Origin of the sequence: Bradyrhizobium cosmicum (assembly GCF_032290525.1) — a bacterium.
GTDB lineage: Bacteria > Pseudomonadota > Alphaproteobacteria > Rhizobiales > Xanthobacteraceae > Bradyrhizobium > Bradyrhizobium cosmicum_A.
The window spans coordinates 1-272 of record NZ_JASXTA010000234.1 but is presented as its reverse complement, the minus strand read 5'-3'; the positions used below and the strand labels follow the sequence as shown (position 1 = coordinate 272).

Genomic DNA, 272 nt, shown 5'->3' with positions numbered 1-272 from the left:
GGTGATGCGCTGATCGTCGTCGCTGATCATCTCGACGGAACATGCGGGCAGGTCATGGATCGCGGCTTGCTGCCGCGCTTGTCGATGGGCACGTTGCAATTGTCGATTCGTTGCTCGTCCATCCACTTTTTTCCCATGCGCTCTTTTCCAGTCAGCGATGACCCGTCAGCCGGCAGGGCGGTTTCCGCATTCGGTGCGGTTTGGCCAGGCTGCCTTTCCTGCGCAAACCCCCCCGATGCAAAGCACAGCGCGAAAAGAAAACTGATCACACC

At 58.8% G+C, this 272-nt stretch carries 1 protein-coding gene; it reads right to left on the bottom strand.

What is annotated here, in order from left to right:
* Positions 1-26 precede the first annotated feature (26 nt).
* Positions 27-272, bottom strand: a 246-nt coding sequence (locus tag QSV46_RS39800) for a hypothetical protein (RefSeq protein ID WP_314964104.1), incomplete at its 5' end; no start/stop codon positions are given.